Annotated in this window: 14 protein-coding genes; 12 read left to right on the forward strand and 2 right to left on the reverse strand. The window is 70.4% G+C overall.

All coding sequences use genetic code 11. The features are described 5' to 3' along the window. Positions 1 to 59: 59 nt before the first annotated feature. Both BJ964_RS26965 and BJ964_RS26970 read left to right on the forward strand, forming a co-directional pair. A complete protein-coding gene (locus BJ964_RS26965) occupies positions 60 to 1,058 on the forward strand; it encodes a LacI family DNA-binding transcriptional regulator (RefSeq protein WP_188123288.1) in 999 nt (332 codons plus the stop codon). A gap of 129 nt (positions 1,059 to 1,187) precedes the next feature. Beyond that, entirely contained in the window at positions 1,188 to 4,790 is a 3,603-nt protein-coding gene (locus BJ964_RS26970) for a LamG-like jellyroll fold domain-containing protein (protein WP_188123289.1), read from the forward strand. A gap of 76 nt (positions 4,791 to 4,866) precedes the next feature. Here the strand turns inward: BJ964_RS26970 and BJ964_RS26975 are convergent, their stop codons facing one another. Continuing rightward, a complete protein-coding gene (locus tag BJ964_RS26975) occupies positions 4,867 to 5,799 on the reverse strand; it encodes an LLM class flavin-dependent oxidoreductase (protein ID WP_188123290.1) in 933 nt (310 codons plus the stop codon). Between the two features lie 84 nt (positions 5,800 to 5,883). Between BJ964_RS26975 and BJ964_RS26980 the strand changes: the two genes are divergently transcribed. The 4 genes from BJ964_RS26980 (at position 5,884) to BJ964_RS26995 (ending at position 10,862) form a co-directional block, all read left to right on the forward strand. After that, entirely contained in the window at positions 5,884 to 6,336 is a 453-nt protein-coding gene (locus BJ964_RS26980; RefSeq protein WP_203832778.1) for a MarR family winged helix-turn-helix transcriptional regulator, read from the forward strand. 170 nt (positions 6,337 to 6,506) lie between these two features. Continuing rightward, entirely contained in the window at positions 6,507 to 7,172 is a 666-nt protein-coding gene (locus tag BJ964_RS26985; protein ID WP_223149617.1) for a nucleoside/nucleotide kinase family protein, read from the forward strand. Between the two features lie 241 nt (positions 7,173 to 7,413). Continuing rightward, positions 7,414 to 7,965, forward strand: coding sequence for an AMIN-like domain-containing (lipo)protein (locus BJ964_RS26990; RefSeq protein WP_239163880.1), 552 nt, complete (start codon positions 7,414 to 7,416; stop codon positions 7,963 to 7,965). Positions 7,966 to 8,105: 140 nt separating this feature from the next. Then, positions 8,106 to 10,862 carry a tetratricopeptide repeat protein gene (locus BJ964_RS26995; protein WP_188123291.1) on the forward strand — a complete coding sequence of 919 codons (2,757 nt, stop codon included), beginning with the start codon at positions 8,106 to 8,108 and terminating at the stop codon, positions 10,860 to 10,862. 719 nt (positions 10,863 to 11,581) lie between these two features. On the opposite strand, the gene BJ964_RS27000 is transcribed toward BJ964_RS26995, so the two are convergent. Next, positions 11,582 to 12,832, reverse strand: a complete 1,251-nt coding sequence (locus tag BJ964_RS27000; RefSeq protein ID WP_188123292.1) for a CHAT domain-containing protein — start codon at positions 12,830 to 12,832, stop codon at positions 11,582 to 11,584. Positions 12,833 to 13,037: 205 nt separating this feature from the next. Between BJ964_RS27000 and BJ964_RS27005 the strand changes: the two genes are divergently transcribed. The 6 genes from BJ964_RS27005 to BJ964_RS27030 all read left to right on the forward strand — a co-directional run bounded on the left by BJ964_RS27005 (position 13,038) and on the right by BJ964_RS27030 (position 25,329). After that, positions 13,038 to 14,597: an MFS transporter gene (locus BJ964_RS27005; RefSeq protein ID WP_188123293.1), complete on the forward strand. Its 1,560-nt coding sequence runs from the start codon at positions 13,038 to 13,040 to the stop codon at positions 14,595 to 14,597. A 23-nt stretch (positions 14,598 to 14,620) separates the two neighbouring features. After that, on the forward strand, positions 14,621 to 15,226 hold the full coding sequence (locus tag BJ964_RS27010; protein WP_307838046.1) for a TetR/AcrR family transcriptional regulator: 606 nt from the start codon (positions 14,621 to 14,623) through the stop codon (positions 15,224 to 15,226). 112 nt (positions 15,227 to 15,338) lie between these two features. Beyond that, positions 15,339 to 16,376, forward strand: a complete 1,038-nt coding sequence (locus BJ964_RS27015; RefSeq protein ID WP_229807439.1) for a S1 family peptidase — start codon at positions 15,339 to 15,341, stop codon at positions 16,374 to 16,376. A 132-nt stretch (positions 16,377 to 16,508) separates the two neighbouring features. Then, complete coding sequence (locus BJ964_RS27020) at positions 16,509 to 17,528, forward strand: LCP family protein (RefSeq protein ID WP_229807440.1); 1,020 nt, start codon at positions 16,509 to 16,511, stop codon at positions 17,526 to 17,528. 131 nt (positions 17,529 to 17,659) lie between these two features. Then, positions 17,660 to 20,863 (forward strand): RICIN domain-containing protein, encoded by a 3,204-nt coding sequence (locus BJ964_RS27025; protein ID WP_188123296.1) that lies wholly within the window; start codon positions 17,660 to 17,662, stop codon positions 20,861 to 20,863. Next, positions 20,860 to 25,329: a glycoside hydrolase family 2 TIM barrel-domain containing protein gene (locus tag BJ964_RS27030; protein WP_229807441.1), complete on the forward strand. Its 4,470-nt coding sequence runs from the start codon at positions 20,860 to 20,862 to the stop codon at positions 25,327 to 25,329. The genes BJ964_RS27025 and BJ964_RS27030 overlap by 4 nt, the downstream gene beginning before the upstream one ends. Positions 25,330 to 25,335 lie beyond the last annotated feature (6 nt).

Here is a 25,335-nt window from a genome sequence, read left to right on the forward strand (position 1 = left end):
GTCGGATTACGCGCCGCACTGGCGTCGTCTAGGAAACTGGGGAGGAAACGCTGAGCACCATGGATCGCGCCGTCACCATCAGCCAGGTGGCCGCGCTCGCGGGGGTTTCCACGGGTACGGCGTCGAAGGCGCTCAACGGCCGCGGCGCTCTGCGCCCGGAGACCCGGTTACGTGTTCAGCAGGCCGCCGAGCAGCTCGGATTCGTCGCCAACGCGGCGGCCCGCAGCCTGCAGACCGGCCGCACCTACACGGTCGGGATGATCACCACCGACAGCATCGGCCGGTTCAGCATCCCGCTGCTCATCGGCGCCGAGGACGCGCTCGGGGCGGGCCAGATGTCGGTGTTCCTGTGCGACGCCCGCGACGACCCGATCCGTGAGCAGTACTACCTGCGTACCCTGCTCAGCCGCAAGGTCGACGGCATCATAGTGACCGGCCGGCGCACTCAGGCCCGCCAGCCGATCGGCCGTGACCTGCCGGTTCCCGTCGTCTACGCGTTCATCAGCTCGGCCGACGGGCGGGACTGCTCGGTCGTGCCGGACGAGGCCGACGGCGCCCGCCGCGCCATCCAGCACCTGCTCGCGGTCGGCCGGCGCCGGATCGCCCATGTCACCGGCCCGGAGCACCACCACTCGGCACAGATGCGGGCGGCCGGCGCGGTCGACACCCTGGCCGCCGAGGGCCTCCACCTGGCCACCCCGGTCCTGTACGGGGAGTGGAGCGAGGCGTGGGGCCGCCAGGCCGCCGGGATCCTGCTGTCCACCGGCGCCGATGTGGACGCGGTGTTCTGCGGCAGCGACCAGGTGGCCCGCGGCCTGGCCGAGGGGCTGCGCGACGCCGGCCGGGAGATCCCGCGGGACATCGCACTGGTCGGCTTCGACAACTGGGACGTCATGGTGGACGGCTCCCGGCCGGCCCTGACCAGCGTGGACATGGACCTGGAGGGAATCGGCCGGACCGCCGCCGAGATGCTGCTCGCGGCGATCAACGGCGAGCCGGTGCACGGTCATCAGGCGCGCCCGTGCCGCCTGGTCCCGCGCGCCTCCACCGCTGTCTGACCCCTCCCGCGCCGGGCCGGTGTCGGTTAGGCAATCGTTTTCCTTCAGGGCATTGACGGGCATCGCTGGGTCACGTAACTTGGCCGAAACGACTCCCGTGTTAACGCTCACATCAGCGTTGGAGAACGCATGCCCGGAAGAAGAAGCCTGTCCACGGCGGTCGCGGCAGGCCTGCTGACCGCCACCCTGCCGGCGATCCCCGCGCTGGCAGCCGACGTACCGAACCCCGTCGTCGCCTACGAGTTCGACGCCGACGACCTCACCACCGGCGTCGTCACCGACACCTCCGGCAACGGCCTCGACGGCACCCTCGTCAACGGCGCCACCGCGGCACTGGTCGACGGTCGCGACGGCGGCCACGCCCTCCAGTTGCCCGGCGGGGCGCCGACCTCGAACGGCGCCTACGTCACCATCCCGCGGAAGGTGCTCGAGGGGCGTACCGACCTGACCGTCTCCGCCCGCGTCAAGTGGGACGGCACCACGGCGCCCTGGCAGTGGATCTACGCACTCGGCAAGGACACCAGCCGCTACCTGTTCAGCACGCCGTACAACGGGGACGGGAAGCTGCGCACCGCCGCCACCAAGGACTGGGCCGGCGCCGAAGCACAGGTCACCGGCTCGGCCGCGCTGCCCGCCAACGCCTGGAAAACGGTCACGGTCACCCTCGGCGGGGGACGGCTCACCACGTACCTCGACGGGGTGTCGGTCGCTGCGGCGACGACCACCGCGACCGCGGCCGACCTGATCGACGCGAGCACCACCAGCGCCGGCTTCATCGGCCGCTCCTTCTATCCCGACCCGCTGTTCGACGGCGCGGTCGACGACTTCCGCGTCTACGGCTCGGCGCTCACCGCGGCGCAGGTCGCCGACGAGTTCGGCGCCGAGATCCCCACGGTGACCGCGCTGTCGCAGACGACGTTCGAGATCCGGACCACCATCGGGACCGCGCCCGCACTGCCCGCGTCGGTCACCGCCGACTTCACCGACGGCTACGACCGGCAGGTCCCGGTCACCTGGGACCCGGTCGACCCGGCGAAGTACGCCCAGCGCGGCACCTTCACCGCTGCCGGAACCGCGGCGGGCACCCCGGTCTCCGCCACCGTCACCGTGATCCGCGAGGGCGAGCTCACCATCGACCTGGCCGCCACCACCGGCGACTTCCACGGCGGCGCCTCCGGAACCCTCTACGGCCTGTACGCCGACGGCGTCCCCAGCGACAACCTGATCGAGGGCATGCGCCTGCGCACCGTCTCGACCAAGGCGCAGGACGGCCCTCAGCACCCCGGCGCCGACGCGCTCGAGGTGGTCAAGCCGCTCGCCGACAGCACCGACGGCGACGTGTACATCTACATGACCGACATCCACCGCGGCTTTCCCTACCAGTGGCCGGGCGGTACACCCGTCGAGAAACTCGCCACCTACCGCGAGAAGATCGCTCAACAGGTGGATCAAGTTCTCAACCTTGACGAGGTGTATCAAGACAACATCGTCTTCGTGCCGTTCAACGAGCCCGAAGGCAACATGTTCGGCACCGGCGAGTGGAGCTACAACGGGGTCAGCTGGCTCAGCGACCCGGACGACTACTTCGCCGCCTGGGACGACTTCTACCGCCTCATCAAGCAGAAGATGCCGTCCGCACGGATCGCCGGCCCCAACACCAGCATCCTGTTCGAGCAGGTCAAGGGCTTCCTGGAGCACACCGTCGAGGCCGGCACCGTACCGGACGTGATCACCTGGCACGAGCTGAGCCACCCGGAGGCGGTCCGCGACAGCGTCGCGAAGTACCGCGCCTGGGAGAGCGAGATCCTGCCCGGCCGGAAACTGCCGATCAACATCAACGAGTACGCGTTCAACTACCACACCAGCGTGCCCGGCCAGATGATCCAGTGGATCTCGTCGATCGAGGAGTCCAAGGTCGACGCCGACATCGCCTACTGGAACATCGACGGCAACCTGTCCGACTCGGCGGTGCAGGCCAACCGCGGCAACGGGCAGTGGTGGCTGTACAACGCCTACGGCAGCATGACCGGCCAGACCGTCAAGGTGACGCCGCCCTACCCCGGCCAGAACTACACGCTCCAGGGGGTGGCCGGCCTCGACAAGGCGAAGAAGCAGGCCCGCGTCATCTTCGGCGGGGCCACCAGCGCCGGCTACATCCGGTTCGACAACGTGCCGAAGTACTTCGGGAAGACCGTGCACGCCTGGATCCGGGAGATCCCGTGGACCGGGCAGGTCGGCGACTCGGCCCAGCCGCGGCTGCTCGCCGAGAAGGACGTGGCGGTCGCCGACGGCGCGATCGCGTTCGAGTTCGACCGGCTCAGTGAGGCTTCCGCGTACGAGATCGTCTTCAGCCCCGCCGGGGAGAGTGACCGGACCGCGGCCTCGCCCACCACCTGGCAGGGTTCCTTCGAGGCCGAGGCGGCCACCTACACCGGCGGCGGCTACAGCAAGAACGGGCCGGAAGGTTCGCCGCGCGACGTCTCGAAGTTCTACACGTCCGGCGCCTACAACGTCGGCGGCCTGCGCACCGGCAGCGACGGCGTACTCGACTTCACCGTCACCGTGCCCACCGACGGTCTTTACGACTTGAGCGTATTCGCCAATTCACTCAACACGTTCGACCTCGTCAAGGAGCAGGGGCCGACCAACGTGTTCCTGCGTGTCGACGGCGCCGCCGAACAGGAGGTGTTCCTGCCGCTCGGCTACAAGTGGGTGGTCTGGGACCACGCCGACACGACGGTGCGGCTGACCGCCGGCGAGCACACCATCTCCCTGGCCGCGCGCAGCCTGGACGGCACGAAGGCCACCAAGGGCGACGCGATCATCGACCGGATCACCCTGGAGCTGCCGAATCCGGCCGCCGCGACCGACGTGTACGAGGCGGAGCTGGCATCCCTCGCCGACGGCGCGAAGCCGGTCTACGCGGGCCGGAAAACCTCCGGATCGGGCGTCGCCGACCTGGGCCGCGGCGGCACCGCCACCTTCTGGGTGTACTCGGAGGCCGACGCCGCGGCCGTCCTCGACGCCGGAGTCACCGGCGGCTCCGTGGAGATCGAGGTCAACGGCATCGCGGTCGGCGGATCCCGGTCGACGGCCGTCTCCCTCTCCGGCGGCATCAACAAAGTCAAGATCAAGGGCAAGGCGAGAGGTACGGCCATCGACCGCCTCGCCGTCCGATCCGCGACGGCCCTGCCCGCGACCGCCCTGGAGACCGAGGCCGTGACTGCCTTGCCGGCGACCGTCCTGGAGGCCGAAGCCGCGCAACTCGCCGGCACCGCCACGGTCACCGCGAAATCCCTGGCCAGCGGCGGTTCAGCGGTCACCGGCGTCGGTGGCGAACCCGGCAACGCCAACATCCTCACCTTCACCGTGAACGCCGCGAAACCCGGCACCTACGCCATGCGCGTCCGCTACGCCAACCCGGAACAGGCGGTCGCCACCCACTACAACCCCGACCCGCTCGCCCGGCCCGCCGACATCGCGATCAACGGCGGCCCGGCGAAACGAACACTGTTCCCGCACAGCTTCCACGACAACAACTTCTGGGAGCTGACCATCCCGGTCGTCCTCAAACGCGGCGCGAACACCATCGCGTTCTCGTCCGAGGAACTGCCGAACTTCGACGGTACGACCTACGCCTCCGACACCTGGCCGGATGTGCTGCTGCGCTCCAAGTACGCCCCGGTCATCGACAAGATCACGGTGGCCCCGTTCAGCGCACCCGTCCACTGACCCGACGGCGGGCCGGCTCATGCCGGCCCGCCGTCGCACAGGGTGAGCCAGCGCCTCGACGAGCTGCGCACCCTGCTCACCGACCTGGAACGGGAGCCGCGGATCGACCGCCGAGACTGACCGCCGCCCGGACGGCCGGCGCCACCTCGTTCGCCCAGCGCCCCAGCGTCACACCGTCCGGCGTGCCGCCGGTGGGGGAGAAGAGCGTGAACCCGGCCGCACCGTGCTCGACGACCGCGCCGGTCAGTTCCTCCACCCACTGCGCGGACGAACCCCCGAGCCAGCGGCCGTCACCGTCACGGGTGGCCGGCAGCGGCCGTTCGGTGATTCGCCCCGGCACGTTGTAGATCGTGGCGACCTCGGACGGGTCCCGGCCCACCGCGGCGGCGGCCTCGTCGATCACCGGCCGTGACTCCCGGTAGCGGGCGCTCAGCCAATCGGCGGCGTGACCCGGGATCCAGCCGTCGGCGACCCGCCCGGTCGCGGCCAGCGACTTCCGGCCCACCGAGCCGGTCCACACCTTCGGCGCCTCGACCGGAGCCGGCTCCAGATTGGTCACCCGGTAGTGCTTCCCCTCGAAGGTGACCGGGCCGCCACCGCCGGACAGCAGCCGGATGAGCACGATCGCCTCCTCGAACGCCTCCACCGCCTCACCCGCCGACAACCGCGGCACACCCATGTCGGCGATCCGGTCCCACAGGCCGCCCGCGCCCATGCCGAGAACGACGCGGCCACCGGAGAGGGCGGAGAGCGTCCCGACCGTTCGGGCCAGCATCGCCGGCGGCCGGGTCGGCAGATTGGTGACGTTCGCGAATCCGGCGATCCGCTCGGTGCGTCCCAGGACCATGCCGATCGCGGCGTACGCGTCCAGCCGCCCACCGAGATACGGATGGTCGGACAGCGAGAAATGGTCCAGCCCGTCCCGGTCCGCCTGCGCGGTCAGGCGCAGCCACTGCGGCCCGTCGGCGATCCCGTCGTGCGCGCCGAAACCGAAGACGACGTTGCCCATGGTTACCTCCACGTGTCGTAGTTCGTACTCCGAACTATGCGTAGTTCGTAGCACGAACTGCGAGGGTTGCGCTAGGCTTCCCCGGTGGCCAAGCCGGAGGATCAGATCGGGGTCGTCGCCGCACTCGTGCGCACGGCGTTCCTGGTGAACGCTGTCTATGCCGAGTCGGCCCGCGAGTTCGGCCTCACCCAGCAACAGGGCCAGCTGCTCTGCGTGCTGATGCCCCAGGCCTATGCGATGGGCGAATTGAGCACCATTCTCGGCCTTGCCAAATCCAGCCTCACCGGCCTCGTCGACCGCACCGAACGTAACGGCCTGGTCCGCCGCGAGCCCGACCCACGCGACCCGCGAGGCATCCGCGTGACCCTCACCCCCACCGGCGCCGAACTCGCCGACCGCTTCTACACCGAAACCTGCCGCCGCGTCGCCGACCTCCCCGCCACCCTGACCGACCAGGAACGCGACACGGTCGCCGCTCTCCTCAGCCGGGTGATCCACCACAACCAGGTGCCACTCGTCTTCAGCGAAACCCTTTGATTGGTACGGCGTTCGCCGCCCCCGCCGATTCCACCCCGTCCCGCCGGCTCCACGCGAGGCGCTGCAACGCAAGCCCGCGACGCGCCCGCCGGGCTGAGCTCGGTGGCCGGGCAGGCCCGTCTCCGGCGGCAGGCCCGCAGCGCCGGGAATCGGCACCGCAGACTGGTGTGATGGCCACCTCCGCCGCGCGGCACGCCACTCTCCGGCACGTCACCGACCGCATCACCCAACTTGACGATGGCGGCGGGCCCCGCATCGGTGTCGACGGCGTCGACGGGGCCGGCAAAACCGTGTTCGCGGATGAACTCGCCGCCCAGGTTCGTGAGCTCGGACGGCCCGTCGTGCGGGTGTCGCTCGACGACTTCCACCACGTGCGGGCTGTTCGCCATCGGCAGGGCCGTGACTCGCCGCGGGGCTTCTGGGAGGACTCCTACGACTACGAGCGCTTCCGGCGTGACGTCCTCGAGCCCTTCGGGCCGGGCGGGTCCCGGCTCTACCGGGCGGCAGCCCACGACCTGGAAACCGATGTCGTTCTCGACAGGGAGCCGTGCCTCGCGGACCCCGGCGCGGTGCTCATCGTGGACGGTTTGTTCCTGCACCGCGACGAACTCGTACCGGTCTGGGATCTGTCGATCTTCCTCGACGTCCCCTTCGAGGAGACGGCCCGGCGCATGGCCGACCGGGACGGCACCAGCCCCGACCCGGACCACCCGGGCATGCGGCGCTACGTCGAGGGCCAGCGCCTCTACTTCGCGGCGTGCGCACCTCAGGACCGTGCCACGATCCTGATCGACAACCGCGACTTCGGCGCTCCCCGGATCCTCCGCGAACGGTAGGCGAATCTTCCCGGCCGGTGCGGTGCGCGGTTCAAGACAAGGCCCCCGATCGCGGTGCCGACCGTGTTCGACGTCCCGCCGTTCCACTTCTGTAGTCGTTTTCTGCAGTCGTTCCGCGCGGAACCGGTCGAGGCCGTCAGAATCCGGCCTAACGTTGACGGTGACCGGCTTCCCGACTCTCCTTGGGGGTGCCCTGATGCAAACGTCAGTCGGTAGAACTCTGATCACGGCGGTCCTCGGCGTGGCGCTTGCCGCCTGCGGCGCCGTGGCCGCCGACTCCTCTTCCGCCAATAGCGGCACCGCCCCCGCAGCCGGGGAGGCTCGGGCCGGTCTGGCATCGGCTCCCGCGTGCGCCATCACCTGGGGCAGCGGCGAGAAGACCGCCGGCGCACTCAGTTCGGCTCTCCTGCTCACTGCGGAGACCGGCCGGCACGAGTGTTGGGACCGGGTGGTCTTCGAGTTCGGCGGCAGCGCACTCGGCTATTCGGTGCGTTACAGCGATCAGGTCCCGACCGAAGGCCGGGGCGAGGATCTGGTCCCCTATACCGCGGGCGGATCGCACCTCTGGGTCACCCTGCGTGCGCCGGCATCGACATTCGATGCGACCAGCGGTGAACATGTCGCCAACGTCCTGTCCTACGACACCCTGCGAGATGTCGTCTTCGGCGGCTCCTTCGAGGGGTACACCACCTTCGCCGTCGGTGTGCGCGCCCGGCTTCCGTTCCGAGTCACGACTCTGGCCGGTCCGGGCACTCACTCCCGCATCGTTGTGGACGTCGCACACCGCTGGTGACGGTTCTGGCTCCTCGCCGGTCAACCCCGCGGCGAGCGGATGACCTCAGAGGCTGACCGGGTCATGCCATGCTCCTGGGTCGGGCACCGGACAGGCCCTACGCTGTGCTGGTCAGCGGGCGGTCGCGCGGTGAGGTGAGCATGGGGTGGCGGCACGGATCCGGCGAGGCGGAGCGGCTGCAACGGGCCGCCGCCGTGGAACTCACCCGGGCGATGGAGGACGACGACCCGGCTGCCTATGAGCGGGCCACCGACCTGCTGGAACAGGTGCTGCGGATGTTCGGGCCGGGCGTTCCACAGTGGGCGCCACTGCACGCCGCCTGCGGAAACGCGCTGCTGCGCCGGTTCCAGCTGACCGGGGACATCGCCGTGCTCCGCGAATCGGTGCGATGCGGCCAGGTCGCTGTCGACGCGGCCGGAACCGTGGACGCGGAGACCCGGGCGGTCCTGCACCACCAGCTCGCGGTGGCGTTGCGGCACCTGTTCGAGGCCCGGGGCAACCCGGACGATCTGGAAGCGGCGCTGCTCAGTGCCCGTCTCTCGATCGCCGTACCGATTCCCGACCAGGACTTCCTTGCCTCCTGCCAGGCGCAACTCGGGGTTCTCCTGCGGCTGCGGCACCTGATCAGCGGGTCGGTCGCCGACATCGACGAGGCCGTGACGGTGTGCCGGCAGGCGGTGGCCGCGGTGCCGAAACCGGGTGGGGACCGTGCGTCCCATCTGAACAATCTGGCTTCCGCGCTGTGGGCCCGCTTCGAACAGGACGGCGGCATGCGCGACCTGGAGGACGCGGCACGGGCCGCCGAACAGGCGCTGGACGCCTCGCCGGACGAGCACCCGGAACAGCCGATGATCATGGGCACGCTCGGGACGGTCCTACGCTGCCGGGGCGAGCGCACCGGGTCGGCCGAGGACCTCGACACCGCCCTCGACCTGCTGGATCGTGCGATCGCCGCCACCGAACCGTCGTCGGCGCGGTGGCCGCTGTACATCGCCGACCGGGCCGCCGTGTTCCGCGCCCGGTTCGACCTGTCCGGTGCCGACGAAGACCTCGACCGGGCCGTCACCGAGACCGCGGCCGCCCTGCAACGCCCCGATCTGGTCGGGGCCGAATACCCGGGCATACTGGTCAACCTGGCGACCGCCCGGGCGGTACGGTTCGCGCGACTTGGTGCGGCCGCGGACCTCCGCGACGCCGTGGCGGCCCTACGGAAAGCGCGGGCACTGCTGTCCAGCGACGACCCGCGGCGGGCCGTGGTCACCGCCGAACTGGGCTCCTGCCTACTCGGCCGCCACGACCGCACCGGCTCCGCGGACGATCTGGACGAGGCGGTCCGCCTCCTCGAAGAGGCGGCGCTCCCCGACCTGACGCCCCTCTCCGGCTCCGGTGTGCTTCCCGGCTCGCTCTCCGATCCTGGGACGCTGCCTGGTCCCGGGATGCCGCCTGGTCCTGGGACGGTGCCAGATTCTGGGATGCCGCCTGGTCCTGGGACGGTGCCTGGTCCTGGGACGGTGCCTGGTCCTGGGACGCTGCCTGAATCCGGGGCGATTTCTGGTCCGGGCGCGACTCCTGATCCCGGTGCGATCCCCGATCCGGGGGCGCGCCCGGACCCGGGGGCGAACGCCGACCCCGTACGGGGGGAGGATGACACCTCCTCTCGCGGTGGTGGTGATCGTGGTTCCTCCCGCGGGGATGACGATGGTGGTTCTCATCGCGGTGCCAGAGACGGCAGGTCTCCTCACGGTGGTACCGCCGACAGGGAGCAGGCCGCGGGCTGGCTCGTCAATCTGAGCCATGTACTGCGACGACGCTGGCAGGAACGGGGAGATCCCGCTGATCTGGACGCGGCGGTCCGGCACGCCGCAACGGCGGCGCAACGGCTCGCGGCCGTCGACCCCCGGCGGATCGCCGCGTTGACCGCTGAGGGCATCGCCCGGTACGACCGTTTCCGGAGCCGGGGTGACACCACCGATCTGGCGGCCGGTATCGCGGTGCTCGGCGAGGCTCTGGACCGGACCGGAGGCCGGCGTCCCGGGCATGGCCTGCTGCTCAGCGCCTACGGAGCGGCACTTGCCGCCCGAGCCGAGCGGACCGGCCGCTCTGGCGATCTACGCGGCGCCGTCTCCTACTGGCGGGAGGCGTCCTCGACCGGTGCCGCCCATGTCACCGATCGTCTCGACGCGGCCGTCCGCTGGGGTCAGACGGCGGCCGCGTCCGGAAATCCACGGCTGGCGGCGGAGGGATACCGGACCGCGGTGACGCTGCTGGACCTGCTCGCCTGGCGAGGGCTGGACGGCGGAGACCAGCGGCACCGGCTCGCCGCCTGGCCCGGCCTCGCCGCCGACGCCGCGGCCTGCGAACTGACCGCCGATTCCGCGGCCCGCGAGATCGCCGATTCCGCGGCCCGCGAGATCGCCGATTCCGCGGCCCGCGAGATCGCCGATTCCGCGGCCCGCGAGATCGCCGATTCCGCGGCCCGCGAGATCGCCGATTCCGCGGCCCGCGAGATCGCCGATTCCGCGGCCCGCGAGATCGCCGATTCCGCGGCCCGCGAGATCGCCGATTCCGCGGCCCGCGAGATCGCCGATTCCGCGGCCCGCGAGATCGCCGATTCCGCGGCCCGCGAGATCGCCGATTCCGCGGCCCGCGAGATCGCCGATTCCGCGGCCCGCGAGACCGCAGATTTCTCGGCCCGCGAGGCTGTCGATTTCGCGGCCCGCGAGGTGACCGCCGATCCGGCCGGGGCGATCAGCGGCCTGGAAGCGGGCCGGTCGGTCCTCTGGGCCCAACTGCTCGAGCTCCGTGCCGACGTCCGGGACCGCCATCCGAACCTGCCGCCCGATTTGGCCGCCCGGCTGAATCGGGTTCGCCGGGCTCTGGACCGGCCCGCCGCCTGAAGGACAGCGCGCGAAACAGGCCGGCTCGCGGCGCACGAGCACCCGTGGTCAAGGTCCGCGTCTCGCTTCCGGCGTCTTTCCCGGTACGCGTGACGCCGCCCGTTCCTATCAGGACCGTTCTGCCCAGCCACGCGAGCTTCGTGCCACCCCAGCCTTTGCCGCGCCCACCGGGCGCAGATCGGTGGTCCCGCACCACCACGCCGCCCGCCTTGAGTTGACGACAACCGCATCAACATGTTGACGACGGGGTTGACGGTGTTCAGTGCAGACGACGAGGTTGACGGTGTCCAGTACATAGGTGATGTAGCTGTCGGCGTGTCTGTTCACCTCGGCTGTGAATGCTGTGGGCGACGTCCGAGGGGCCGGCGCGCACGAAGGCCTGTGCGTGTGCACGTGTCGGGGTCACCGGCCGGGTGGGCGGACACGGTAGCGGCGGCGTGTGAGCCGGTCTGGGCTGTGGGTCTGTGGACGAGGACCAAGTGGGACGGCGCTACGTCAGGGAGTGGACAGCCCGGGTGGCTGGTGAGCTGGGCGCGGTCACTGATCAGCGTGAGCGGCAGCAGAAGCGGGCGCCGGAGCTCGCCGTGACCACGCTGGGTTGCCGGGCCACCGATCTCAGCCCGGCGGGCGCGGCACGGGCTGGAGTGGCAGGGAGCTCGCGGGGAGCCGCGGGGCGGTCAGGATTTTTCGGGGGCGGCCTTTGCCCGTACCGGAAAGGGTTATGGGCCTGTGTGTGAGAAAGGGGTCCAGACGCTGGGCTGGTCGGGGTGGTCGCGGCGGAGTTCGCGGACCGCGTGGTGCAGGGCCTCGGCGGCGCGGTCGGCGTCGAGGACGCCGTTGTGGGCGAGGCGTTCGTAGACGCGTTCGGCTACCTGGGCGGCTTCGGCGTCCAGGACCGACCACAGGGTGGCCACGACGTGCCGGAAGCCGGTGTAGTGCAGGGCCGCGGCCAGGGTGATCGCCTCGTCGGGGAGGGTGACACCGCCGACCGCGGTCTTGCAGCCGGACAGGTAGGCGAAGTCGCCGCGATGCTGCTGGGCGCTCAGGTCGGTGACGGTGAGCATGCCGTCGTGGACCAGGACGCCGCCGTGGGACGGGTCGGCCAGGTTCTGTTCGCCGTGGCAGGCGAAGTGGGCCCAGCGGTGGCCGCGCATCTCGCGCAGCACGTCGTCGCGGGTGGCGTGGGAGCCGATCAGCTCGGTGCGGTTGTCGCCGAACAGGCGTGCGACCAGGCGTTCCTCGACGCGGACGTTCGGCAGGGAGGCCTGGCCCTCGGTTTCCGGCATGCCGACGAAGAGCATCCGCGCGGCGCCGGCCTCGGCGTCCGGCTGGGGGCGGCGGGCTTCGACGAGGGCGCGCAGCGTCGGCGTGTACGACGAGATGACCCGGTCGATGACGGCCGCTCCGGGTGTGGCGTGGTCGCCGGCCGCGTGGATCGGCAGCAGGGTGAGCGGGCCGGTCGGGCACCACCAGACGCGTGGCCACTCCCCGTCGGCGGGCGGGGGCGCCGTGTGGCCGAGATGGTCGAGCACGGGCCGGGCGAACGACTCCCACATCCAGCGCAGGCAGTCGTCCAGGAGGGATTCGACGTCGTCGGTCGCGCCTTCGACGACCAGGTCCCGGGGGTCCCGATGGTCGCCGCGCAGCACCCGGAGCTGACGGTCGCCGACCGCCTCCAGGTACGCCTCGACGCGCTCGCCGACGATGTTCTGGGTGAGGTCCGGCAGGGGGATCGTGGTGACCTCGGTCTCGTGCACGATCAGGGCGTCGCAGCGCCAGCGGCTCACGTTGATGATCACGACGGGGCCGCCGGACGCGGCCGGGAGCAGGGTCTCCAGCCTCGGCGGGCGCAGGAAGTCCTCGAAACCCTCGATGGCGCGGACCTGTTCGACCAGTTCGTCCCACTCGCGGGCGAGGGCCATCCGCCGGTCGACGTCCTGGGTGAAGCGCTCGGGGCTGCCGGGCATCATCGCCCCATCAAACCCGACGATTGTCCGCAGTGGAACCGGCGGAACGTCCGACCCCGTACGGCTGTCGGTGGGCAGCGCGACGCCCCAGGGTTGCGTGACCGGCGACACTTTCGATACGAGACCGTTCCGTTTTGATGGAGGCGGGACTAGCGTGGCGATAGGAAACGGAACGGTTCCGTTTCGAAAAAGGTTTCGGGGGCCGCACATGACCAAAGCTCAACCCCAGACCGGGCATCCCCGCCGATGGGCGATCCTCGGTGTGCTGGTCATCAGCCTGCTGGTGGTCGTGCTCGACAACACGGTGCTCAACGTCGCGATGCGCACCATCGCCGACCCGGACAAGGGCCTCGGCGCCACACAGAGCGAACTCGAATGGGCGATCAACTCGTACACCCTGGTGTTCGCCGGACTCCTCTTCACCGCCGGCATCCTGGCCGACCGGCTCGGCCGCCGGCTCAGCCTGGTCGCCGGCCTGGTGATCTTCGGTGTCGCGTCGCTCATCTCGGCGTACGCGAGCTCGCCCGACCAGCTGATCGCGGCCCGCGCCGTGATGGGCCTCGGCGCCGCGGCCGTCATGCCGGCCACCCTGTCGATCATCGCCAACGTCTTCGACCCGCTGGAGCGCCCGCGCGCCATCGGCGTCTGGGCCGGAGCCGTCGGCCTGGCCGTCGCGATCGGCCCGGTCCTCGGCGGCCTGCTGCTCGAACACTTCTGGTGGGGTTCGGTCTTCCTGATCAACGTGCCCATCGTGGTGATCGGCCTGGTCCTGGTGGCCGTGCTCGTGCCGGAGTCGCGTGACCCGAAGCCGGGCCGCATCGACGTGCTCGGCGTGATCCTGTCGATCGTCGGCCTCACCCTCATCACCTACGGCGTGATCAAGGGCGGCGAGGACGGCTTCGGCGAGACGGCGGCCTGGTCCACCCTCACCGCCGGCCTGCTCGTCCTGGCCGGATTCGTGCTCTACGAGCGCCGGATCACCTTCCCGTCGCTGGACGTGCGCCTCTTCACCAACCGGCAGTTCTCCGCGTCGACCGGCATCATCGGGCTGGTCTTCTTCGCGGCGATGGGGTCGATGTTCTTCGGCGCCTTCTACCTCCAGATGGTCCGCGGGTACGGTCCGCTCGCGTCGGGCGCGCTGTTCGTGCCGTTCGCGCTCGGTCAGATGATCTTCGCGCCGGCCAGTTCCTCGCTGGTCAAGCGGTTCGGCCCGAAGGCGGTCAGCACCGTCGGCCTGCTGCTGGTCTCGGCCGCTCTCAGCCTGTGGCTGTTCATCGGCGTGGACACCCCGATCGCGCTGGTCGCGCTGGCGTTCTTCGTCCAGGGCGTGGGCATGGCCAACGTCATGCCGCCGGCCACCGAGGCGATCATGTCGGCGCTGCCCCGGGAGAAGGCCGGCGTCGGCTCGGCGGTCAGCAACACGATCCGCCAGCTCGGCGGCGCGCTCGGCGTGGCGGTCCTCGGCGCGGTCGTCTCCTCGGTCTACCGCGATCACCTGACCACCCCGGCCGGGCTGCCGGACGCCGCCGCCGACGTGGCCCACGAGTCGATCGCCGGCGCCTACGCGGTGGCCGGGCAGGCCGGACCGGCCGCGCCCGCGCTGCTGGCCGGCGCCGACAGCGCCTTCGTCACGGCGATGCACTACGCGGCCGTCGGTTCGACCGTCTTCGCCCTGCTCGGCGTCCTGGTGGCGGTGCTCTGGCTGCCCGGCCGGCGCCCCGCGGCCGCCCCCGCGGAAGCACATGACCTGCAACTAGCCGACGCGTAAACCGGTCGGCAACAATGAACGCCATGAACACCAGCACCGCGGCCGGCCAGGAGCGCAAGGCTCCTGGCCGGCCCCGCAGCGCCCAGGCCGACGAGACCATCCTCGACGCGGTGCTGGCGCTGCTCGGCGAGGGCCAGAGCGCCGCGGCCGTCTCCATCGAGGCGGTCGCCGCTCGGGCCGGCGTCGGCAAGGCCACCATCTACCGGCGCTGGCCCAACAAGGAGGCGCTGCTCATCGACGCGGTCCGGGCCATGAAGGGCCCGCTGCCCGAACTGGCCGGCCACTCGGTCCGGGAGGACCTGATCGCGCTGGTCCAGGCGAACCGCACAGCGCGCGCCCAGCGGCACAGCAAGGTGACCGCCTGCCTGATGCCGGAGCTGCTCCGCGACGACGAGCTGAGCCGGATGTACCGGGACTTCATCGAGCCCCGCCGCGAGGTGACCCGCCAGGTGCTGCGGCGCGGCATCGAGACCGGCGAGCTACGGCCCGACCTCGACGTCGAGTTGACTCAGATCATGCTGTCGGCGCCCGGCATGATGCAGTCGATCTTCCACTTCAACCTCGCGATCCCGGAGGACAGGTTCGCCGAGACCCTCGTCGACGCCGTTCTCCGCGGCGCCGCCGCTTGAACGGTTGTGGCGCGGCCACCGTAGAGAACGGTGGCGGGCTTTCGTGCAACCGGTGCGGGTCGCGAATCGTCCTCATTGAGGAGGCTCGGTCGGCTTAGGGAGGGTTGCGGCGGTGGCGTACTCTCCACACCCGTTGAAAGCGATAGCGAAGTTCCTCACTGGGCTGGCCGTGCTCTCGATGGTGCTGGGGGTGTTCGGTGGGCCCGCCCATGCCATCGCCAACGGGGACAGCGTGCCCGACGGCCGGTACCCGTTCGCCGTCAAGATCAGTGCGCTGGGGATCCCCACGGCCGACGGCGGCACCCGGGACAGCTCCTGCTCCGGCGGGCTGGTCTCGCCCCGCTGGGTGATCACGGCGGCGCACTGTTTCCGGGACGAGAACGGGCGGCGGGTGTCGCGGACCGTGGCGGAGAAGACCATCGCCACCGTGGGACGGGCCGATCTGACCGGAAAGGCCGGGTTCACCGCCAACGTCGTCCAGGTCGAGCAGCACGGGAAGTCGGACGTCGCGCTGATCCGTCTGGACCGGGCCATCACCGGCATCACCCCGCTGCGGCTCAGTAAGCGCAAACCGGCCTCCGGGCAGGAGGCGCGGCTCGTCGGGTACGGGTTCACCAGCCCGAACGCGTCGAACACCCCCAACCGGATGCGGACCGGCCGGTTCGAGGTCACCTCGGTGGCGGCCACCGAGATGGGGTTGTCCGGGATCGCGCCAAGGTCGAACACCAGCCCCTGCGAGCGGGACTCCGGTGGGCCGTACTTCACCGAGGAGCAGGCCGGCGCCGTACTGATCGCGGTGGTCAGCCGCGGGCCCGACTGCCCGCACACCGGACCGGACACCGCCACGCGGGTCGACGCCCTGCGCCCGTGGATCATGTCGGTGATCGGGGACGATCTGGCGGCGACCACGCCCTCGCCGAGCCCGTCACGACAGGCCAGGACCAAACCTTCAGGCACTTCCGGTACGAAGGGGGCGGCCGCAGCCGCACCACCCACGACTCCCGCGGCCACCGGCTGGGGGATCTCGCCGGTCATGCTGGTGGCGTTCCCGGCCGTGGCGGTGGGATTCGTCGTGCTCCTCGTGACGCGGCGCCGGGCCCAGCAGGCGCGGCGGTACCGGGGTAGTCGCCGAACGCGACGGACTTACTAGGACGGCATAACGCCTCCCGCCTCCCGCCAACCGTGTGATCATGCGCGAGTTGGCTGAAATCGGGAGGTATCGCGTCAAATGGCCAGGTCCGAAGGTCGCCGGGCTCCGTTGTGGGCCAGGATCAGTATCGCCGTGGGAGCCCTTCTGCTGATCCCGGCCGGGGCGGCGGTCGCGGCGGGCGGGCCGCGCAAGGAGGGCATTCCGGGCGCCGGCTCGCCTGCTGCCGTACGGCCGGCCGATGTCCGCCGGCCCCTCAACTTCCTGCTCGTCGGCATCGACCCGCGTGGCTCGCACGTCAAGCCGCTGTCCGACACGATCGTCGTGGCACACGTGCCGTCGGGGTGGAAGGACGTCTACCTCTTCTCGGTGCCGCGGGACCTGGTGGTGCGGATCCCGGCGTTCAAGGCGTCCGGCACCGCCGCCGTGCGGACGAAGATCAACGCCGCCATGGCGCTGGGCAGCCAGATGCCGAACGGGACGTTCAGCCCCCGGCAGGGCGTCTACCTGCTGGCCCGGGCGGTCGGCAACCTCACCGGGATCCGCTCGTTCGACGCCGCCGCGATCGTGAACTTCGGCGGCTTCAAGAAGGTGGTCGACACGATGGGCGGCGTGCGGGTGCCCGTCGACCAGGTGGTCAAGTCGGAGCATCTCAAGCCGAACGGCAGCCCGCGGGACCGGACCGCCGTGTGCACGACCACGTGCCTGCGCCCGTACGTCGGCTCGCAGAAGACCTATCCGCTCAGCGCCACCCCGGTGCGGTTCCGGGGCTGGGAGGCTCTCGACTACGTGCGCCAGCGGTACGGCCTGCCACGCAGCGACTACGACCGGACGCGGCACCAGCGGCAGTTCCTGAAGGCGATGGCCAAGCGGGTGATGAAACGGGACGTCACCAAGATCGTCCGGTCCGCCGGTGACTCGCTGACCGTCGTGGACGGTGGCATCCGGCTCGCCGACTGGCTGACCGTGGCACGCAAGCTGGACGTCCGGAGCATGACCTCGATCGACCTGCCCGGCACGGCGCTGTTCGAGGGTGGCGTCTACCGGGGTGAGAAGTTCCTGCCCGGGGTGAAGGGCTTCTTCGCGGCCGTCGCCGAGGACCGGGTGGGGTCGTTCCTGGTCGACCATCCCAAGGCCGTGCGGATCGACCGGTAAACGTATTCATCGACGCTGTTCCATGTCGGAGATCCCTGTTGTAACGTCTCGATTCGACGGAACGTGTTCGCTTCTGGTCGAACGTGTTGCCGTTGTGATCGTTATGTCGCCACAGCGGATGGGGAACCGTCATGTCCCGAGGACTGCTTGCCTTCCGGTGGCCGCTCGCTCTCCGGTGGCCGGCCGTCTTTCGGCGGCCGGTCGTTCTTCGGCGGCTGCTCGTCTTTCGGTGGCCGGTCGTTCTTCGGTGGCCGCTCGCTCTCCGTTGGCTGGTCGTCTTTCGGCGGCTGGTCGCTCTTCGGCGGCTGGTCGCCGGAGTCGTCGTCGCCCTGCTCGCCGTCGTGCTTCTGCCGGCGGCGGCCAGGGCGGAGACGGTCACCGAGACGAGGACCATCCGCATCGACCCCGGCTACCAGCAGCAGGAGTTCGAGGGCTGGGGCACCAGCCTGGTCTGGTTCGCCAACGCCACCGGTGGCTACCCCGAGCCGATCCGCCGGAAACTCGCCGACATGCTGTTCGGGCCGGACGGGCTCGACCTCAACATCGCCCGCTACAACATCGGCGGCGGCAACGCGCCGGGCGTGCGCACGAACTATATGAAGAACGGCGCCACCATGCCGGGCTTCTGGAAGGCTCCGGCCGGCACCACGGTCGCCGACCGGGAGTGGTGGAACCCGGAGGATCCGTCGCATTGGGACCTGGACGCCGACGCCAATCAGCGCTGGTGGATCGACCAGATCAAGGACGACGTGACGATCTGGGAGGCGTTCAGCAACTCGCCGCCGTACTTCCAGACCGTCAGCGGCTACGTCTCCGGCGGTTTCGACTCCAGCGCGGATCAGATCCGGGCGGACCGGGTGGACGAGTTCGCCACCTACCTGACCACCGTGGCGGAGCACATCGAGGACGCGCACGGCATCGACTTCGCCACCATCGATCCGCTCAACGAACCCAACACCAACTACTGGGGTACGACGCTCGGCGCTGACGGGCAGCCGACCGGTGGACGGCAGGAGGGGGCGCACGCCGGGCCCGCTCTGCAACAGGCGGTGATCCTCGCTCTGCGGGACAGGGCCGCACGGGCCGGGGTGACGGTGTCCGCCATGGACGAGACCAATCCCGGCATCTTCATGACGAACTGGAACGCGTACGGCGCCGAGGCCCGGGCCGCGGTTTCGCAGCTCAACGTGCACACGTACGGGACCGGGTCGCGGACCAGCGTGCGTGACGCGGCGAAAGCGGCCGGCAAGAGGCTCTGGATGAGTGAGGTCGAGGGGAACTGGGGTCCCGGGACGACCGACTACACCGGGATGCTGCCCGGGCTCGGGATCGCGACACGCATGGTCGACGACATCCGTGAGCTGGAGCCGTCCGCCTGGGTGTTCTGGCAGCCGATCGAGGACGCTGTCCCGCAGCAGGCCGGCAACGGCAACTGGGGAAGCATCCATATCCCGTTCAACTGCACGGCTGATGCGACATTGGAGACCTGCCCGATCAAGACGAACTCCAAGTTCGACACGATCCGGAACTTCACTCAGCACATCCGTCCTGGTGATCGCTTCGTCAAGGTTGACGACACGTCAACTGTCGCCGCGATCAAGCCGTCCGGTGATGACTTGACGGTTGTACACGTCAACTCAAGTGCAGTCGACAGGATCGTCAACATTGACCTGTCGGCATTTCGGTCCGTGCGGTCCGGTGCGTCCGTCACGCCGGTCGTCACCAGTGCCGGCGGTGCGTTGATCAAGGGCAGTCCGGTCCGTGTGCGTGGTGATCGGGCCACGTTGACGGTGCCTGCGCAGTCGGTCACGACGTTCCTGGTCGACGGTGTGCGCGGGGTCGACCGTGACGCCGCATTGATCCGGTCCGGTCATGTCTACCGGGTGCAGGGTGTCGCGAGTGGGCGGTCGCTCACCCCGAACGCCGGCGGGACGGCGGCGGTGCTTCGCACCAACGCCGCCGGGGATCCGGGCCAGTTGTGGTCCATCACGAAGCTGACCTCCGGCAACACCAACCGGGAGAGGTACGCCGTGAGCGCGGCGGCCTCGGGAGCAAGGCTCGCCGTCCGCAACAACATCCTGGTCCTGGAGCCGCCTCCCACCGTCGAGCAGAGGCCCGCCGAAGCCGGGAGCGCCGCCGACGTGGGCGCGAGCGCAGCCGGCGCGGTGGATGTGAGAGAGAGCGGAGCTACCTCGGTGGCCGTGGGGGACAGCGAAGCTGCTCCGGCGGACGCTGGTGCGGGTGGAGCCGCCGCGGTGGAAGAGGCGGCGCAGTGGATTCTGTCCGGTACCGGGGACGGGACGTGGACGCTGGTCAACGTCGGGAGTGGGCGCCTTGTCGATGTGACCGGGCAGGCGACCGCGGACGGGAGCCCGGTGGGCACCTATACGCCCAGTTCGGGAGCCAACCAGCGGTGGGCGATCGTCGATGAGACGGTGCTGCGGACGCGGACGGTGGCGGCGCACACCGTACCGCGACTGGCGCCCACGCTGCCGGAGCGCGTCGCGCCGGTCTACCGCGACGGTGCTCGCGGCAGTCTGCCGGTGGTGTGGGACATGCCGGACGAGCGGCGCTGGCGGCGGCCCGGCACGGTGACCGTCGCCGGGACCGCGACCGATCCGCTCGGCGGAACCCACCGGGCCACCGCCGTCGTCACCGTCGACACCTTCGTCAGGACGCTGCCGGCGCAGGCCACCACCTACCCGGGCGGGCGCCCGGCGCTGCCGGCGACGGTCACCGGCGTCGGACGGCACGGCGGCCGGGCCGAACTGCCCGTCACCTGGGAGGTTCCGGTCCTGGACCGGCTCGGCGAGTTCCCGGTGACCGGCACGGCCACGGTCGCCGACGGGACCACCCTGCCGGCCACCGCGACCGTCACCGTGGTCGAGCCGATCGAGGTCAACGCCGCCCTCGACGACGGGGTGACGGTGTCCGCCACCTACACCGAGAGCGGCTACTCGGCGGCCGGTCTGCGAAACGGCAACCGTTCCGAGAAAGCGTGGTCGAACTGGCGGTCCGGCACCAAGAACCCGTCCGACACGATCACCGTGACGCTGCCCGCCGAACGTGACCTGACCCGCGTCGTCACCTACTTCTACCGGGACGGCGCCAACCTCAGTTTCCCGGCGAGCCTGCGGGTGCAACTGCTCGGCGCGGGCGGCGTCTGGACCGACGCGAGCGCCGACATCCCGGTGCCGACCGAGGGCAGCCCTGTCGTCGACGTCCCGGTCGCCTCTGCCGGTCCGGTCGTCGCGGCCCGGATCGTGATGACCGCTCGCCCTTCCGGGTACATCACTGTCAGTGAGGTGGAAGTGAACGCGAAGGCCGTACCGTGAAGAAGATCTTGACTTTGATCCTGGTGCTGATCACGGGTGTGAGCGTTCCGGCAAGCCCGGCGCTCGCCGCCGCCGGACCGCAGAGCGTCGCGGATGTGTATCGCTACCTGGAGGATCCGCGGATGACGGGTGAGGGCCAGGAGGCGCCGCACGCCGACCTGCGGCCCTTCGCGACCGCGACCGCCACGAAGGACGCGAAGTCACCGTGGGTGACCAGTCTGAACGGTGGCTGGCGGATGCGGCTGTTCGACCGGCCGGACGATGTGCCGTCCGGGTTCGCCGCCGACGGCTATGACGTGTCGGACTGGAAACGGGTGTCGGTGCCGCACACCTGGCAGTCCGACTTCATCGACCATCCGATGTTCCGCAACATTCCGGAGGAGGTCTGGCCGGACGACCCGCCGTTCGTGCCGAAGGACGTCAACCCGACCGGCGCGTACGTGCGGACGTTCGACGTGCCGCAGAACTGGGACGGCGGCCGCGAGTTCCTCCGATTCGAGGGTGTGACCAGCGGATACTTCGTCTGGGTGAACGGCCGCTACGTGGGCTACGACCAGGGTGGCTACACCCCGGCCGAGTTCGACGTGACCGAGTTCCTGCGGCCGGGGCGCAACACGATCGCGGTCCAGGTGCACCGATGGGGTTCCGGCTCCTACCTGGAGGACTTCGACCAGTGGCGGTACAGCGGCATCTTCCGGGACGTGTGGCTGTACCGTACCGAACAGGTGCGGCTGCGCGACGCGTACCTCACCACCGATCTCGACAACGATTATCGTGACGCGACACTGACCGCCCGGGTGGAGGTGGCTGGGGCGAGCGACGGCTATGCGGTGCGGGGCACGCTGCGGGACGCCACCGGGGGTACCGTCGCGGTTGTCGACGGAAACGTCGACCAGGGCGCCGTCAGGCTGAGCACCCTCGTCACCGATCCGGCGAAGTGGACGGCCGAGGACCCCAACCTCTACACGCTCGGCCTGGAACTGATCGCCCCGGACGGCCACGTGGCACACATGAGCGCGCAACCGGTCGGCTTCCGCGAGATCGAGATCCGCGACAGGCAGCTGCTCGTCAACGGCAGGCGCATCCTGGTGAAGGGCGTGAACCGGGCCGAGACGAATCCGGACAGCGGCCGTCACCTGACCCGCGAAGCACAGCGCGACGACGTGTTCCTCATGAAGAAGCTGCACGTCAACGCGGTACGGACCGCCCACTACCCGTCCGACCCGTACCTCTACGACCTGGCCGACAGGTACGGCCTGTGGATCGACGACGAGGTGGACATCGAGACCCACTCGCGGGAGAACTGCCCCAGCACCTGTCTCGCCTCGAAACCGGAGTGGCAGGACGCGTTCGCCGACCGGTTCCGGGCGATGGTGGCCCGCGACCGCAACCATCCGAGCGTGCTGCTGTGGGACACCGGCAACGAGGCGGGTCTCGGCACCGCCCACTACGCGATGGCGCAGTGGGCGGACGCCAACGAGCCGACCCGGCCGCTCTACCACCAGTCGAACAACCCGGACGGCGACGCCCCGTTCGCCGACGTGTCCGGGCCGCGCTATCCCACTCCGGCGTCGCTGGAGAACAAGGCCCGCACCGGCACCAAGCCGATCATCATGGGCGAGTACGCGCACGCCATGGGCAACAGCATGGGCAACTTCGACGAGTTCTGGGCGATCGCCCGCAGGCAGCCGTCGATGCAGGGCGGTTTCGTGTGGGACTGGGCCGACCAGAACCTGCGCCAGCCGCTGATCACCACTCCGGACTCGTCGGGCAACCGGATCCAGGCATTCCTGGTCGGCAAGCCCGTCCACATTGACGGGCACCGCGGGAAGGCGATCAACCTGTCCAGTCTTGACGACTTCGTCAATGTGTTCCGCGACCGGCGGCTCGACCTCACCGCGCAGGTCACCCTGGACGCCTGGGTGAAACCGGGACAGTGGGCGGGCAGTTTCCCGATCGTCACCAAGGGGCGGGCATACGCACTCCAGATGCGTGACCAGGACACCCTCGAATTCGGGGTGGATCTCGGTGACTACATCTCGGTGGCCGCCGACGTGCCGGCCGACTGGTACGACCAGTGGCACCGGGTCACCGGAACCTACGACGGCTCCGCACTGCGCCTGTTCATCGACGGTGTGCAGACCGCGGAAACGGCCCGCACCGGCACGATCGACCCCGGCCTGTACGAGGTCAACGTGGGCCGCAACGCCGAGACCCAGCAGGACGACCTTCGCGTCCGCACGGGCCGCGGACTGGTCGACGACGTCCGCGTCTACGGCACCGCGCTCACCACCGAACAGTTGGCGGCCGACCCGAAGGACGACGCGATCCTGGCGCTCGACCTCGACCGGTTCGAGCGGCGCGGCGACTTCCTCAGCCTCGGGATCAGCCTGTCCGGCACCGACGGCATGGTCACCTCCGACCGCCGGTTGCAGCCGGAGACCGAGGAGGTGGCGTGGGCGCACTCGCCGATCCGGTTCACCGTGGTCGACGCGGCCGCCGGGATCGTCCGGGTGCACAACGAGCAGACGGCCGGAACCCTGCGGTTGCGGCTGAACTGGTCACACCGTGAGGTCGACCGCAAGCTGCGCGGCGGCGTACGGTCGCTGGATCTTCCGGCCGGTGAGACGGCCGAACTGGACCTGGGCGCGGCGCCCGCCAACCCGGACGACCGGGAGCGCTGGCTCGACCTGGAGGCGGTGACGGTCGACGACCTGCCGTGGGCGCGCAAGGGGTGGGTTTTCGCGAAGGAGCAGTTCGCCGCCGGTGGGCGGGTGGTTCCGGGCATCCTGCCGGGTCCGGCGAGCGGCCGGGCGCCGGCTCTCCGCCACCACGACGACACCATCGAGGTACGGGGTGACGGCTGGCGTTACCGGTTCGCCGACGGGATTCTCACGTCGATGGCCGCCGACGGTCGTGAGCTGCTCACCGCCGGGCCGGAACTGGACGTCTACCGGCCTCCGACCAGCAACGAGACGTACGGCTGGGGCACCGCCGACCGCAACATCTGGCACGACGCCGGGCTCGACCGGCTGAGGACCACCGTCGAGGACGTGTCGGCGAAGGTGGACGGTGGTGAAGCGGTGATCACTGTCCGGGCCACGGCGGCCGCCCCCGGCCTGGCCGACGTGTTCGCGATCGGGCAGACCCTGACGTACCGGATCGACGCGAACGGTGTCCTCACCCTGGCCCACGCCGTGCAGGCGAAGGGCAGCCGGGTCGGTTCGCTGCCCTACCTGCCGCGGGTCGGTGTGCAGGTCAAGGTCCCGGCGTCGATGGACGAACTCACCTGGTACGGCACCGGACCGCACGAGACCTACAACGACCGGCAGAGCGCCGCGACCGTCGGCGTGTGGAGCAGCAGTGTGAACGACCAGTTCACGGCCTATTCACGACCGCAGGCGAACGGCAACCACACCGGCACCCGCTGGGCGGCGCTCAGCGACGGCCGCCGGACCGGGATCCTGGTCGGCAGCCCGGTCGGCGAATCGCTGGACGTCAGCGTGAGCCGCTACGACGACCTGGACCGGGCCGAGTACGACCATCAGCTGCCGTTCGTGCGTAACGCCGGCTGGGTGACCCTGCACGCCGCCACCGGGGAGACCGGCATGGGGGAGACGCCGAACTCGGTGCTCGCCCCGTACCGGTTGGCGCCCGGCGCCGCCTACGACTACGAGCTGGTGCTGCGGCCACTGTCGACCGGTGGGCTACCGGACTCAGCCGCCGCCGCGCCCTGCCCGCCGGACGTCAGCGTGCAGACCGACGGGACGGCCGAGGCCGGGGTGCCCGAGCGGATCGGCGTGACCGTCACCCCGCGCTGCGCCAGTGCGCCCGAGGATGTCGTCACCACCCTGGAGGCGCCGGACGGCTGGCAGGTCACACCGGTCGACGGCGGCTTCGACGTGACCGCCCCGGCCGGCACCGACTGGGGACAGCACCAGCTCACCGCGACGGTCACCTCGGCGACCCCGGACGGGTTCCGCAGCACGGTACGGGCCACGGCCGTCGTCCGTACCCCGCTGCCGTCCGGATCGCTGTGGGTGAGCGACCTGCCGTTCCTCGACCAGGTCAACGGCTGGGGCCCGGTGGAACGCGACCGCAGCAACGCCGAGCAGCCCGCCGGCGACGGCCGCCCGATCACCATCGGCGGTGTCGTCTACGACAAGGGTCTCGGCGGGCACGCGGTGTCCCGGGTGGCGGTCGACCTGACCGGCCGCGGCTGCACCGGCTTCCGCGCCGACGTCGGCGTGGACGACGAGATGGGCTCGTCCGGGTCGGTGGCATTCGAGGTGTGGGTGGACGGTGTCCTCAAGTCGTCGTCCGGCCGGCTCACCGGGACGGCCTCCGCCCAGCCGCTCACCGCGGACGTGACCGGCGGCAGCCGCCTCGAACTACGGATCACCGACGGCGGCGACGGTGTCGGCGCGGACCACGGCGACTGGGCGGCCGCCCGCCTGATCTGCTAGGCACCC

Origin of the sequence: Actinoplanes lobatus (assembly GCF_014205215.1) — a bacterium.
GTDB classification, from domain to species: Bacteria; Actinomycetota; Actinomycetes; order Mycobacteriales; family Micromonosporaceae; genus Actinoplanes; species Actinoplanes lobatus.